Origin of the sequence: Micrococcus sp. KRD128, assembly GCF_017168395.1 — a bacterium.
Taxonomy (GTDB): Bacteria; Actinomycetota; Actinomycetes; order Actinomycetales; family Micrococcaceae; genus Micrococcus; species Micrococcus luteus.
Map to the genome: position 1 here is coordinate 20722 of NZ_JABFAX010000016.1, position 12609 is coordinate 33330.

Below are 12609 nucleotides of genomic sequence, written 5' to 3' on the forward strand. Positions count from 1 at the left end.
GGAGCCGGGTCCGAGCATCCTGGGCGCGGTGCCCGAGCACGACGACGGCGGGCCGGCCGAGGCCGACCCGCCGGTTCGCGGTCCGAGGCGCGCCGGGCGCCCGCAGATCAGTGGAAGGAGTCGCCGCAGGCGCACGAGCCGCCCGCGTTGGGGTTGTCGATCGTGAAGCCCTGCTTCGAGATGGTGTCCTCGAAGTCGATGGTCGCGCCCATGAGGTAGGGCACGCTCATCTTGTCGACGATCACCTCGACCCCGTCGTAGTCACGGACGGTGTCGCCGTCGAGGACGCGCTCGTCGAAGTAGAGCTGGTAGATCAGGCCGGAGCAGCCGCCCGGCTGCACGGCGACGCGCAGTCGCAGGTCCGTGCGGCCCTCCTGCTCGAGCAGCGAGCGCACCTTGCCGGCCGCCACGTCGGTCAGCTCGACCTCGTGCGGGGGCAGGCCCTCGGCGTCCTGGGTCGCGCCGATCTCGACACCGGTCTCCTCTGCGGACAGAGCCATCGTGACCTCCTCAGATCATGGGGCGCGGACGGGGCCGTCACGCGCGTGTGGTCTTCAGGGCAACACTAGCCGCCCACGGGGCATTCCCGGCCCGCCGCATCGGCGGCGGGCCGGGCGGCACTCACTTGGAGAGCCGCGCGAGCCAGAGCGCCTCGGCCACGACGGCCCGCTTGAAGTCGTCGATGTGCAGCGACTCGTTGGCCGAGTGCGCCCGCGTGTCCGGGTCCTCCACGCCCGTGATGAGGAGGGTGGCCTCCGGGAAGACCTCGGCGAGGTCCGCGGTGAACGGGATGGAGCCGCCCATGCCGATCGCCCGGGGCTCGACGCCCCAGGCGTCCTCCAGGGCGGCCATCATCGCGGCCGCGGCGGGGGCCGCGGTGTCCGTCGTGAACGGCTGACCGAACTCCCCCGCGGTGACCGTGATCTCCGCGCCGAGCACCGCCGCAGACTGCGCCTCCAGGTGGGTGCGCAGCGCCTCGAAGGCCTCCGCGGGGTCCATGCCGGGGCCCAGGCGCAGCGAGAACTTGGCGCGCGCCGCGGGCTGGATCGTGTTCGAGGACTCCGCGACGGAGGGCGCGTCGATCCCGATGATGCTCAGCGCGGGCGCGTTCCACAGCCGGTCTGCGACCGAACCGCGGCCGGCCAGGGTCACCCCGTCCAGCACGCCCGCGTCCGCACGGAAGACGTCCTTGGGGTAGTCCAGCCCCGCGGTCTGACGCGGCTCGAGGCCGGGCACGGCGACCGCACCGTCCGCGTCGTGGAGCGTGGCGATCAGCCGCGAGAGCAGGACGACGGCGTCCAGGACCGGCCCGCCGAACATGCCGGAGTGCACGGCGTGGTCGAGCACCCGGACGGTCACCGTGCCGTCCACCAGCCCGCGCAGGGACGTGGTCAGCGCGGGCTCCCCCACGGCCCAGTTGGACGAGTCCGCGACGACGATCGCGTCGGCGTCGAGGCGCGCCCGGTGCTTCTCCAGGAAGGTGCGGAAGGTGGGCGAGCCGGCCTCCTCCTCGCCCTCGATGAAGACGCGGACGCCGACGCCGGCGTCGGGCAGGACGTCCCGCAGGGCGGCGAGGGCGGCGAGGTGGACCATGATGCCGGCCTTGTCGTCGGCGGCGCCGCGGCCATACAGCCGCCCGCCGCGCTCGGTGGCCACGAGCGGCGGGGTGTCCCAGAGGTCCTCGTCCCCGATCGGCTGCACGTCATGATGGGCATACAACAAGACAGTGGGCTTGTCTGAGGCGCCGGGCTTCTCGCCGATCACCGCCGGCCCGCCGGGCCGGCCGTCGTCGCGGGTCTCGGTCACGATCTCCACATGCTGCAGGCCCGCCTCGCGCAGCAGGCCCGCGACGGCCTCGGCGGACCGCTCGAGCTGGGTGCGGTCCGCGGAGTCCCAGGCGATGCCCGGGATCGCCACGAGGTCGGTGAGGGTCTGGAGGGTCGTCGGGAAGCGGGCCTCGACGGCCTCACGGACGGCCGAGACGAGGGCCGCGTCCTGCGGCGCACGGGAGGTGATGTCAGTCATGACGGCCAGCGTAGACGGCCGCCGGGCCGAAAGCCGCGTCTCCGGGCGGGCCGGATGCGCCCCACCACTAGACTGGACGGGTGTTCAAGCGAGACAAGACCCCCGAGACCGCGCCCACCCCTTCGACTCACGGCTCCTCCGCCGCGCCCGCCGAGGACGCCGCCGTGGCCGAGGCCGGGCCGCGCGACCGCTCGCAGGGCAAGAAGGGCCCGACTCCGCGGCGCCGCGACCAGGAGGCCGCGCGCCGGCGCACCCTGGTCCCCGACGATCGCAAGGCGGCCCGCAAGGCCGAGCGTCAGGCGATGGCCCAGGAGCGGATGCGCCAGCGCGCCGCGCTGGAGACCGGGGACGAGCGCGGTCTCCCGGCGCGCGACAAGGGACCGCAGAAGCGCTGGGTCCGTGACTACGTGGACGCACGCACCGGCATCGGCGAGTGGCTCATGCCCGTCGTCTTCGCCTACGTCCTGCTCATGTTCATCCCCGGCCGCGAGGCGCAGCTGATCCTGATGATCAGCCTGTACGTGCTCGTGGCCCTCGTGCTCATCGAGAGCTTCCTGGTCAGCCGGCACATCAAGAAGGGCCTCACGGAGCGCTTCGGCACGCCGGAGCCCGGGACCGGCTTCTACGGCATCATGCGCGCGCTGCAGTTCCGCCGCCTGCGTCTGCCCAAGCCCCAGGTCAAGCGGGGCGAGTACCCCGCCTGACACGACACCGCGCGACGGCCCGGACCCCGGTGGGTCCGGGCCGTCGCGTCACCGGCGAGCGGACCGTCAGCCCCGCAGGGGTCGGGCCAGTCCGGCGGTGATCCGGCCGGCCCAGAACGGCCCCTCGTAGAGGAACGCGGTGTAGCCCTGGACGAGGTCCGCGCCCGCGTCGAGCCGGGCCTGGACGTCGTCGGCGTCCGTCACCCCGCCCACGCTGACGACGGCGGCGCCCGCGGGCAGCGCCGCCCGCAGGACGTCCAGCACCCGCCTCGACCGCTCCTGCAGCGGGGCGCCGGACAGGCCGCCCGCGCCCAGGGCGTCCACGTCGGCACGCGGGGTGCGCAGACCCTCGCGGGAGACGGTCGTGTTGGTCGCGATGACGCCGTCGAGCCCGAGGCGCTCGGCGAGCGCCCCGACGGCGCGCACGTCGTCGTCCGACAGGTCCGGGGCGATCTTCACGGTCAGTGGCACCCGCCGGCCCGGGACTGCACGGTCGGCCTCCTCGCGCACGGCCGTGAGGATCGGCTCCAGCGCGTCGATCTCCTGCAGCTGGCGCAGCCCCGGGGTGTTCGGGGAGGACACGTTGACCGTCAGGTAGTCGGCGTGGGGCGCGAGCAGGCGGGTCGAGGCCCGGTAGTCGTCCGCCGCGTCCTCGAGCGGGACCACCTTGGTCTTGCCGATGTTGACGCCCAAAACCGGCCGGGCCGGACCGAAGCGGCGCTCCAGGGTCTGCCGGGTCCGCGCCAGGCGGGGGGCGACGGCCGCCGCGCCGTCGTTGTTGAAGCCCATGCGGTTGACCAGCGCCCGGTCGTCCACGAGACGGAACAGTCGGGGCTGCGGGTTGCCGGGCTGCGGCTGCGCCGTGATCGTGCCGACCTCGATGTGGCCGAACCCGAGGTCGGCCAGGGCGGCGGTCCCCCGGCCGTCCTTGTCGAACCCCGCGGCCAGGCCGAAGGGCGTCGGGAACCGCAGGCCCATGACCGTGCGCGCGAGCATCGGGTCCGGACGGAAGGCGGCGCGCAGGGCGGCGGACGCCCCGGTCCGCTCGGCCAGCCGAATCGCGTCGAAGCCCCGATGGTGCGCCTGCTCCGCGTCCATGCCACCGAACACGGCACGGAAGAAGGGCGGGTACAGGCGAGGCGCACGGGAGGTCAGGAGGCCGTCGACGGCGGACTTGGGATCAGGCAGCTGCATGCCCCCATCCTCGCACGGGCCTCCCGCCCGCCCGGGGTCCTCCTAGAGTGGTCGGATGGCCCGTGACCCGATCCAGCCGCCACCCCCGGACCGACCCGCCCCGCACGGCGCACCCGCCGGCGGACCGACGGAGGAGGGCACCCGCCCGTTCCTCGACGATCCGCCGGGCCTGGGCTGGGTCCCGGACGGGCTGCCGGGCTTCGAACGATGCACGCTCGGCCTCGACACCGATGAACAAGGACAGAACCTTGTCACAGTGGTGCGTCCGCGCACCGACGCCGCCCGTGACCCGGCCCGGCGGCCCATCCTCTCAGTGCACGGCTGGAGCGACTACTTCTACAACGCCCCGCTGGCCCACGCGTTCGAGACCGCCGGCTACGCGTTCCACGCCGTCGACCTGCGCCACTACGGCCGCTCGCTGCGCGCGGGGCAGACGCCCGGCTGGACGGACGACCTGGCCCGCTACGACGCGGACCTCGAGGCCGCGTTCGAGACCATCGCCCGGGACCACCCGCTGCCGCCCATCCTCATGGGGCACTCCACCGGCGGGCTGATCGCCGCGCTGTGGGCGGACCGGAATCCCGGCCGCCTCGCCGCGCTCGTGCTCAACAGCCCGTGGCTGGAGATGCAGGGCAGCGCGGGGGTGCGCCTGCTGGCGAAGTCCATCGTGGGGCCCGTCTCCGCCATGAAGCCCTACGCCATGCTCACGCTGCCGCGCATCGACCACTACTGGCGCACCCTCTCGGACCAGGCCGAGGGCGAATGGGACCTGCACCCGCTCTGGCGCCCCCCGCACGCGTTCGAGGTGCCGGCCGCCTGGCTGAGCGCGGTCCTCTCGGGGCACCGGGCCGTGGCCGGGCGGCTCGACGTCTCCGTGCCGATCCTCGTGCTCGTCTCCGCGCGTGGGCATCGGGGCACGTCCTACGGCGAGGCGATGCTGACCTCGGACATCGTCCTGGACCCCGACGCCATGGCCCGCCGCTCCCTGCGGCTCGGCGACCGGGTGACCGTCCACCGGCTCCCCGACGCGCTGCACGACGTGTTCGCCTCCCCCGCGTCGGTGCGCGAGGCGGCCGGTGCCGCGACGCTCACGTGGCTGGGAGCCTACGCGCCGCCGTCGGCGTCCGAGGCCGAGTCCGGCGCGCCGGACGACGGCGCCGGCTGAGGGGTGTCCACGGCGCCGCCGTAGCGGCGGTCCCGTCGGGCGTAGGTCTCGACGGCGGCCCACAGGGTCCGCCGGTCGACGTCCGGCCACAGCACGTCCAGGAACAGCAGCTCCGCGTAGGCGGACTGCCACAGCAGATAGTTGGACAGGCGCTGCTCCCCCGAGGTCCGCAGGAACAGGTCCACGTCCGGGACGACGTCGACGTCCTGACCCGTGCGGAAACCGCGGTCGAGGTAGCGGGTGATGACGTCCTCGCTGATCTCGCCCGGCCGCATCCGGCCGGCCCGGACCTCTTCGGCGATCGCCTGGACGCCGTCCAGGATCTCGGCCCGGCTGCCGTAGTTCACGCACATGTGCAGCGTGGTCCCGGTGTTGTGGCGCGTGAGCTCCTCGGCCTCCTGCAGCTCCCGGATCACGGGGGTCCAGAGGCGCGGGGCCCGCCCGTTCCACCGGATCCGCACGTTCCACGAGTGCAGGGTGTCCCGCTGCCGGCGCAGCACGTCCCGGGAGAAGCCCATGAGGAAGCGCACCTCCTCCGCCGAGCGCCGCCAGTTCTCCGTGGAGAACGCATACGCGGACACGTGGCCGATCCCCAGCTCCACCGCCCCGGCGACGACGTCCAGCAGGGCCGCCTCGCCGGCCCGGTGGCCCTCGGTGCGGGGCAGGCCGCGCTGGTTGGCCCACCGACCGTTGCCGTCCATCACGATCGCCACGTGCCGGGGCACGAAACGCGGATCGATCCGCGGGGCGACCGCACCCGAGGGGTGCGGCGGCGGGGGCTGCGGGGCACGGTCGGCGCTCATGGTCTCCTCTCGACGCGCGGGGCGGGGAGGCCGAGGTCCTGGTCCAGGACGGACAGGGACACCAGGCGCCGCTCGGCGTGGAACTGCAGGTACGCCGCCACGATACCGGCCGCCTCTCGGCGGGCGGGGCCCCCGGAGGCGTCCGCGGTGGCCCAGTCCCCCGCTGCAAGGGCCGAGAGCAGATCGAAGGTCTCCGGGGCCGGGTGCGCGGCACCGGGTGGCCTGCACTCCGGGCAGACGGCCCCGCCGAGGCCCACGTGCAGCGCCGTGTGCGGGCCGGGGGCGCCGCAGCGGGCGCACCGGTCGAAGGTGGGGGCCCAGCCGGCCTGGGCGAGCGCGCGCAGCAGGAACGAGTGCAGGATCAGCCGCGGGTCGTGCGCGCCACGGGCCAGCGCGGCCAGCGCGCCGTGGAACAGGCGGTACTGGGCGCGCCGGCCGTCGTCGTCGACCGCGGGGACCCGCTCGACGGCCTCGGCGAGGGCGCCGGCGACGGTGTAGGCGTCGTAGTCGGCGGCCAGCATCGTCGCGTACGGGTGCAGCAGCTGCGCCTGGCTCACGGTGTGCAGCTCGCCCCGGCCGCGTGCGAGCTGGAGCGTGGAGTGCATGAACGGCTCCACCACCGAGCCCAGCCGGGAGGATGTCTTGCGCACCCCCTTGGCCACGGCCCGGACCAGGCCGTGCTCGGGGGTGAGCGCCTCGACGATGCGATCGGCCTCCCCCAGACGGTGGGTGCGCAGCACGATGGCCTCGGTGCGGAATGAGTTCGCCGCGTAGCCGCCGTGCCGCGCACCCCGCCGGGAGGAGCCGGAGCCGCTCACGCGCGCAGGGCGCGGTTCACCGCGGACACCACGGCCTTCAGCGAGGCGGTGGTGGTGTTGTGGTCCAGGCCGACGCCCCAGAGGACGCGGTCGCCCACGGCCGCCTCCACGTAGGCGGCGGCCATGGCCGCGCCGCCCTCGGACAGTGCGTGCTCCGAGTAGTCGAGCACGCGGACGTCCATGCCCTCCTCACCGAGGATGCGCAGGAACGCGTCGATCGGGCCGTTGCCCTGCGCCGTGCGGGTCTGCGTGACGCCGTCGACCTCGAGCTCGGCCTCCATCCGGAACGCGCCGTCCTCGCCGGAGGCCGAGGAGACCGAGCGGAGCCGGTAGTGGCCCCACTGCGCCTCCGCCGCGTCGGCGGGCAGGTACTCGTCCTGGAACACGCGCCACAGGTCGGCGCCGGAGACCTCGCCGCCCTGGGCGTCGGCCAGATCCTGGATGACGTGGGAGAACTCGATCTGCGCGCGGCGCGGCAGGTCCAGGTTGTGCTCGGACTTGAGCAGGTAGGCGACGCCGCCCTTGCCGGACTGCGAGTTCACGCGGATGACGGCTTCGTACGAGCGGCCGATGTCCTTCGGGTCGATGGGCAGGTACGGCACGGCCCACGGGATGCCGTCCACGTCCGTGCCGGCCGCCTTCGCGTCGACCTCCATGGCCTCGAAGCCCTTCTTGATGGCGTCCTGGTGGGAGCCGGAGAAGGCCGTGAAGACGAGGTCGCCGCCCCACGGCGAGCGCTCGGGCACGGCCAGCTGGTTGCAGTACTCGACCGTGCGCTTGATGTGGTCCATGTCGGAGAAGTCGATCATGGGGTCGACGCCCTGCGAGTACAGGTTCATGCCCAGCGTCACCAGGTCGACGTTGCCGGTGCGCTCGCCGTTGCCGAACAGGCATCCCTCGATGCGGTCCGCCCCGGCCAGGTAGCCCAGCTCGGCGGCGGCCACGCCCGTGCCGCGGTCGTTGTGCGGGTGCAGGGAGAGGATGAGCGAGTCGCGGTGCTCCAGGTTGCGGTGCATCCACTCGATCGAGTCGGCGTACACGTTCGGGGTGGACATCTCCACCGTCGCCGGCAGGTTCAGGATCATCTTGCGGTCGGTGGAGGCCTCCAGGACCGTGGCCACCTCGTCCGAGATGCGCCGGGCGAACTCGAGCTCGGTGCCCGTGTAGGACTCGGGCGAGTACTCGTAGGTGATCTGCGTGCCCTTGAGCTGCTCCTCGAACTTCTTCACCAGGCGCGCGCCGGAGGTCGCGATGTCCACGATCCCGTCCTCGTCCTGCCGGAACACCACGCGGCGCTGCAGCACCGACGTCGAGTTGTACAGGTGCACGATGGCCCGGTCGGCGCCCTCGAGCGCCTCGAAGGTGCGCTCGATCAGGTGCTCACGGGACTGGGTGAGGACCTGGATGGTGACGTCGTCCGGGATGTGGTCGCCCTCGATGAGCTGGCGGACGAAGTCGTAGTCGGTCTGCGAGGCGGACGGGAAGCCGACCTCGATCTCCTTGAAGCCCATGCCGACGAGCAGCTGGAACATGCGCAGCTTGCGCTCGGGGCCCATGGGGTCGATCAGGGCCTGGTTGCCGTCGCGCAGGTCCACGGCGCACCACAGCGGCGCCTTCTCGATGACCTTGTCCGGCCAGGTGCGGTCCGGCAGGGCGACCTCGATCTGGTCCTGGAACGGGACGTACTTGTGGAACTTCATCCCCGACGACTTCTGCAGGTGGGCGCTCATGCGTGTTCTCCCTCGACGTGCGCGCGGCGGGCGCGCGAAAGGTGGATGGTCGGTGGCCGGGCCGGGAGGTCAGAGGCTCCGCACGGGGTGTCCGGTCCGGTGGGAGGCGTCCTGCCTCCGCATGCGCTCAGGCGGCGTGGATCGCGGCCTGGCACGGGGACCCCGTGCGGCCGGGAAGTAGCAGGCGGGCCGTGGCCGGCGCTGTCGTCGCGAGGCGGGGGGACATGCCCCCGACCCTAGCACCGAGGTGGGCCGGGCCACAGGAGGCCGTCCCCGTGTGACGCACGACGACGGCGGCCCGCTCCGGCGCGCGCGCCGGGCCGGGGCCTCGGGCTCAGAAGCCGAGTCGGCCGAGCTGCTTGGGGTCGCGCTGCCACTCCTTGGCGACCTTGACCCGCAGGTCCAGGTGCACCTTGGTGCCGAGCATGCGCTCGATGCCCGCCCGCGCCTGCGCGCCGATCTCGCGCAGCCGGGAGCCGCCCTTGCCGATGATGATGCCCTTCTGGCTGTCCCGCTCGACGAAGACGTTCGCCCACACGTCCATCAGGGGCCGGTCCGCGGGGCGGTCCTCGCGCAGGGACATCTCCTCGACCACCACGGCCACCGAGTGCGGCAGCTCGTCGCGCACGCCCTCCAGGGCCGCCTCCCGGATGAGCTCGGCGACCATGATCGCCTCCGGCTCGTCCGTGAGCTCGCCGTCGGGGTACAGGGGCGGCCCGGCCGGCAGCAGGCCCGCGAAGACGCCCAGGACGTCGTCGACCTGGCGGCCGGCCACCGCCGAGACCGGCACGACGGCCGCGAAGCCCTCCCCGCCGTTCTCCGGCCCGAGGACCTCGTCGCCCAGCGCGGTCACGGCCACGAGCTGCGCCATGAGCTGCTCCGGACCCACCTTGTCCGTCTTGGTGACCACGGCGACCACCGGGGTGCGGTGCAGGTACGAGAGCTGCTGGGCGATGAACCGGTCGCCGGGGCCGATCGCCTCGTCGGCCGGCAGGCACATGCCCACGGCGTCGACCTCGTTGAGCGTCTCCGCCACGAGGTCGTTGAGGCGCTCGCCGAGCAGGGTGCGGGGCCGGTGCAGGCCCGGGGTGTCCACGAGCACGAGCTGGAAGTCCTCGCGGTGGACGATCCCGCGGATGGTGTGGCGCGTGGTCTGGGGTTTGGAGGAGGTGATCGCCACCTTCTCCCCCACCAGCGCGTTGGTGAGCGTGGACTTGCCGGCGTTCGGCCGGCCCACGAGCGAGACGAAGCCGGAACGGAAGCCGTCCGCGGCGCGGGCCGGATCGACGAGATCGGTCATGGGGTCATCCTTGTCAGGCGGGGCGTGGGGTGGGGCGGCCGGCTCAGGCCACGGGGTCGGCGGGCTCGGCGCCGTAGGCCTGCTCCTCACGCCGGCGCAGCCGCACCGGGCGGTCGGGGGTCTCGGAGACGCGCAGGCGCGCGACCCGGTTGCGGCGGGGCTCGAGGGTGTCCGCGACGAGCTCGATCCCCTGGACCACGACGCGCGAACCCTGGATCGGGACGCGGCCGAGCTCCTTGGCGAGGAGGCCGCCGACCGTGTCAACGTCGTCGTCCTCGTCCTCCTCCGGCAGCTCGAACTCCTCCCGGAAGTCGTGGATGCCCATGCGCGCGTCGACGGAGTAGACGCCGGGCGCGACGAACTCCACCTCGGGGCGGTCCGGGTGGTCGTCCTCGTCGTAGATCTCGCCGACGATCTCCTCGATGAGGTCCTCGAGCGTCACGAGCCCCGCCGTGCCGCCGTACTCGTCCACCACCACGGCCACGTGGGTGGACTCGCGCTGCAGCTCCTGCAGGAGGGTCGCCACGGACTTCGACTCGGGGACGAAGCGGACGTCGCGCATGACCTCGGTGACGGGGGTGTCGGTCGCGGCGCCGTCGTGGTGCAGGGCGCGGGTGACGTCCTTGAGGTGCAGCATGCCCCGGATGTCGTCGGCGTCCTCGCCGATCACCGGGATGCGGGAGTTGCCGGAGCGCAGGAACAGGGCCATGGCCTGGCCGAGCGTGTGGTCGGCGTCGATCGTGACGACGTCGGTGCGCGGCACCATGACGGAGCGGACGATGGTGTCGTTCATGGAGAACACCGACTGGATCAGCTCCGCCTCGGAGTCGGCGAGCACGTCCGCGTCGTGGGCGCGGGCGACGAACTCGCGCAGGTGGCGCTCCTGGAAGTCGTCCTCGTCCTCCGGCTCGACCTCGCGACGGCGCCGGTCCCGGTCCAGGCGGGCGGCGAGCGGGCCCAGGGCTCGGCGGAGCACCCACACCAGACCGCCGAGGCGGCGGGCGACGGCGGCCTCGTTGCGGGAGCCGATCGGCCGCGGGCTCCAGACGCCCAGCAGGGCGGCCACGCCCACGAGCACGACCGCGGCGATCGCCACGGCGAGCCACGTGTCGTCCACCACCGCGTCGGCGGCCGCGGTCAGGCAGACGGCCGACAGGGCCTCGGCCACGAACCGCCAGACCCGCAGGGCCCCGAGGTGGCTCTCCCGCTCGCGGGCGATCTCCAGTGCCTTGGAGCCGGGCTGCTCGCGGACGATGTCCTCCGCGTCCCGCCGGGAGAGGTAGGAGAACGCGGACTCGGCCAGGGACAGCGTCCAGGTCAGGCCGAGGAAGACCAGGAAGAGGGCGAAGAGGAGGGCGGGCGTCAGCATGGGCGGTGCCCTCAGTCCTCGACGGTGGGGGCCGGGGCGGGCCGGCCGAGGACCTCGGACACGAGCCGATCCTGGAGGCCGAACATCTCCTCGCGGTCGGCGTCCTCGAGATGGTCGTACCCCAGCAGGTGGAGCATGCCGTGGGTGAGCAGCAGAAGCAGCTCGTCGTCACGGGAGTGCCCGCCGCGCGCGGCCTGCTCGGCGGCGACCTCGGGGCAGAGCACGACGTCCCCGAGCACGCCCTCGGCCGGCGCCTCGGGCGAGCCGGGGGTCAGCTCGTCCATGGGCAGGCTCATCACGTCGGTGGGCCCGGGCAGGTCCATCCACTCCTCGTGCAGCTCGGCCATGCGTGCGGCGTCCACGACGGTCACGGCCGTCTCGGCGCGCTCGTGGACGTGCAGGCGCGTGTAGACGTGCCGGGCCATGCGCAGCAGCGCGTCCTCGGGGACCTCGATCCCCGACTCGTTCAGGATCTCAACGGCCACGGCGGGCCCCTCCTCGCTTCTGGGACCGCTCCGCGGGTCCGCGGGCGGCGTCGTAGGCGTCCACGATGGCGCTCACCAGCGAGTGCCGGACCACGTCCGAGGAGTCAAAGCGGACCACCTCCAGGCCCTCGATCCCCTCGAGCACCTCGACGGCCTGGGCCAGGCCGGACTGGGTGCCGCGCGGCAGGTCCACCTGCGAGGTGTCACCCGTGACGACCATGCGCGCACCGAAGCCGAGTCGGGTCAGGAACATCTTCATCTGCTCGCCGGTGGTGTTCTGGGCCTCGTCGAGGATCACGAACGCGTCGTTCAGGGTGCGGCCGCGCATGTACGCCAGCGGGGCGACCTCGATGGTCCCGGCCTCCATCAGCCGCGGGATCGACTCGGGCTCGATCATGTCGTGCAGCGCGTCGTACAGGGGACGCAGGTACGGGTCGATCTTCTCGGAGAGCCCACCGGGCAGGAAGCCGAGCCGCTCGCCGGCCTCGACGGCCGGGCGGGTGAGGATGATCCGGTTGACCTCCTTGGCCTGCAGCGCCTGCACGGCCTTGGCCATGGCCAGGTAGGTCTTGCCGGTGCCGGCCGGGCCGACGCCGAAGACGACGGTGGAGCGGTCGATCGCCTCCACGTAGTCCTGCTGGTGCAGGGTCTTCGCGCGGATGCGGCGACCCCGGCCCGAGAGGATCGAGTCCAGGTGCAGCTGACCCGCGCCGCGCCCGGTGGCGGCTCCGCGAACGTGATGGACGACCTGGCCCATCACCTCGGGGGTGACCGCCTGGTCGCGGCGGGCGATCGAGCGCAGGTCCTCGACGACGCGCCGCACCGTGGCCACGTCGGCCACCGGCCCGGCCAGGTCCAGCCGCTGGTCGCGGACCGTGACGTCCACGGTGGGGAACACGCCGCCGAGGATCCGCAGCAGGGCGTCCTGCGGTCCGAGGGTGCGGACCATGAGGTCGGCGGATTCGAACGCGACGCCCTCGTGCGCAGTGGCGGGCGGGGTCGGGGTCGTGGGGGGC

12 protein-coding genes are annotated in these 12609 nt (G+C 73.3%); 2 read left to right on the plus strand and 10 right to left on the minus strand.

What is annotated here, in order from left to right:
* Positions 1 to 107: 107 nt before the first annotated feature.
* Both erpA and J1M44_RS08320 read right to left on the minus strand, forming a co-directional pair.
* The gene (gene erpA / locus J1M44_RS08315) at positions 108 to 500 is read right to left on the minus strand and encodes an iron-sulfur cluster insertion protein ErpA (RefSeq protein WP_002854644.1); all 393 of its coding nucleotides are present in this window, start codon (positions 498 to 500) and stop codon (positions 108 to 110) included.
* Positions 501 to 621: 121 nt separating this feature from the next.
* Positions 622 to 2025: a dipeptidase gene (locus J1M44_RS08320; RefSeq protein WP_144823993.1), complete on the minus strand. Its 1404-nt coding sequence runs from the start codon at positions 2023 to 2025 to the stop codon at positions 622 to 624.
* Positions 2026 to 2105: 80 nt separating this feature from the next.
* On the opposite strand from J1M44_RS08320, the gene J1M44_RS08325 reads away from it, so the two are divergent.
* Entirely contained in the window at positions 2106 to 2729 is a 624-nt protein-coding gene (locus J1M44_RS08325; RefSeq protein ID WP_144823992.1) for a DUF3043 domain-containing protein, read from the plus strand.
* A gap of 66 nt (positions 2730 to 2795) precedes the next feature.
* Here the strand turns inward: J1M44_RS08325 and J1M44_RS08330 are convergent, their stop codons facing one another.
* On the minus strand, positions 2796 to 3923 hold the full coding sequence (locus J1M44_RS08330) for a quinone-dependent dihydroorotate dehydrogenase (protein ID WP_144823990.1): 1128 nt from the start codon (positions 3921 to 3923) through the stop codon (positions 2796 to 2798).
* Between the two features lie 55 nt (positions 3924 to 3978).
* On the opposite strand from J1M44_RS08330, the gene J1M44_RS08335 reads away from it, so the two are divergent.
* The gene (locus J1M44_RS08335) at positions 3979 to 5088 is read left to right on the plus strand and encodes an alpha/beta hydrolase (protein ID WP_144786539.1); all 1110 of its coding nucleotides are present in this window, start codon (positions 3979 to 3981) and stop codon (positions 5086 to 5088) included.
* On the opposite strand, the gene J1M44_RS08340 is transcribed toward J1M44_RS08335, so the two are convergent.
* The 7 genes from J1M44_RS08340 to J1M44_RS08370 form a co-directional block, all read right to left on the minus strand.
* A complete protein-coding gene (locus J1M44_RS08340; protein ID WP_049161858.1) occupies positions 5028 to 5891 on the minus strand; it encodes an isoprenyl transferase in 864 nt (287 codons plus the stop codon). The two genes, J1M44_RS08335 and J1M44_RS08340, sit on opposite strands and share 61 nt — an antisense overlap.
* A complete protein-coding gene (gene recO, locus J1M44_RS08345; RefSeq protein WP_065573094.1) occupies positions 5888 to 6709 on the minus strand; it encodes a DNA repair protein RecO in 822 nt (273 codons plus the stop codon). Before recO ends, J1M44_RS08340 begins: the two co-directional genes overlap by 4 nt.
* Entirely contained in the window at positions 6706 to 8439 is a 1734-nt protein-coding gene (gene leuA / locus J1M44_RS08350; protein WP_144823988.1) for a 2-isopropylmalate synthase, read from the minus strand. The genes recO and leuA overlap by 4 nt, the downstream gene beginning before the upstream one ends.
* A 334-nt stretch (positions 8440 to 8773) precedes the next feature.
* The gene (era, locus tag J1M44_RS08355; RefSeq protein ID WP_036384707.1) at positions 8774 to 9739 is read right to left on the minus strand and encodes a GTPase Era; all 966 of its coding nucleotides are present in this window, start codon (positions 9737 to 9739) and stop codon (positions 8774 to 8776) included.
* Positions 9740 to 9782: 43 nt separating this feature from the next.
* Positions 9783 to 11108 carry a hemolysin family protein gene (locus tag J1M44_RS08360; RefSeq protein ID WP_144823986.1) on the minus strand — a complete coding sequence of 442 codons (1326 nt, stop codon included), beginning with the start codon at positions 11106 to 11108 and terminating at the stop codon, positions 9783 to 9785.
* Between the two features lie 11 nt (positions 11109 to 11119).
* Entirely contained in the window at positions 11120 to 11593 is a 474-nt protein-coding gene (ybeY, locus tag J1M44_RS08365; protein ID WP_002853639.1) for an rRNA maturation RNase YbeY, read from the minus strand.
* Positions 11583 to 12609 (minus strand): PhoH family protein (locus tag J1M44_RS08370; RefSeq protein ID WP_206480846.1); only part of this gene is annotated, 1027 nt, incomplete at its 5' end. The genes ybeY and J1M44_RS08370, both read right to left, overlap by 11 nt.